Below are 216 nucleotides of genomic sequence, written 5' to 3' on the forward strand. Positions count from 1 at the left end.
TGCAGGGCGATCGCCCAGTCCTCGTCGTAGCCAACGAAGCGATCAGCGATCGGCTTGTCGACGGTCGCCTCTTCCTCGCCCGCATAGCCCGGTACCGCGAACTTGTAGCCACCTTCGGGCCACAGCGTAAAGCCCGACTCCAGATCGACCAGGTCTTCGCCCTGGTTGGTCATGGTGGTTTTGACACGGATACGATCGGAGCCCGACGCGAGGCTG

Annotated in this window: 1 protein-coding gene; it reads right to left on the reverse strand. The window is 63.0% G+C overall.

The window, feature by feature from the left end; genetic code table 11:
• Positions 1–216 (reverse strand): hypothetical protein (locus MO867_RS23340; RefSeq protein ID WP_252473550.1); only part of this gene is annotated, 216 nt, incomplete at both ends.

Source organism: Microbulbifer okhotskensis, from assembly GCF_023895975.1.
GTDB classification, from domain to species: domain Bacteria; phylum Pseudomonadota; class Gammaproteobacteria; order Pseudomonadales; family Cellvibrionaceae; genus Microbulbifer; species Microbulbifer okhotskensis.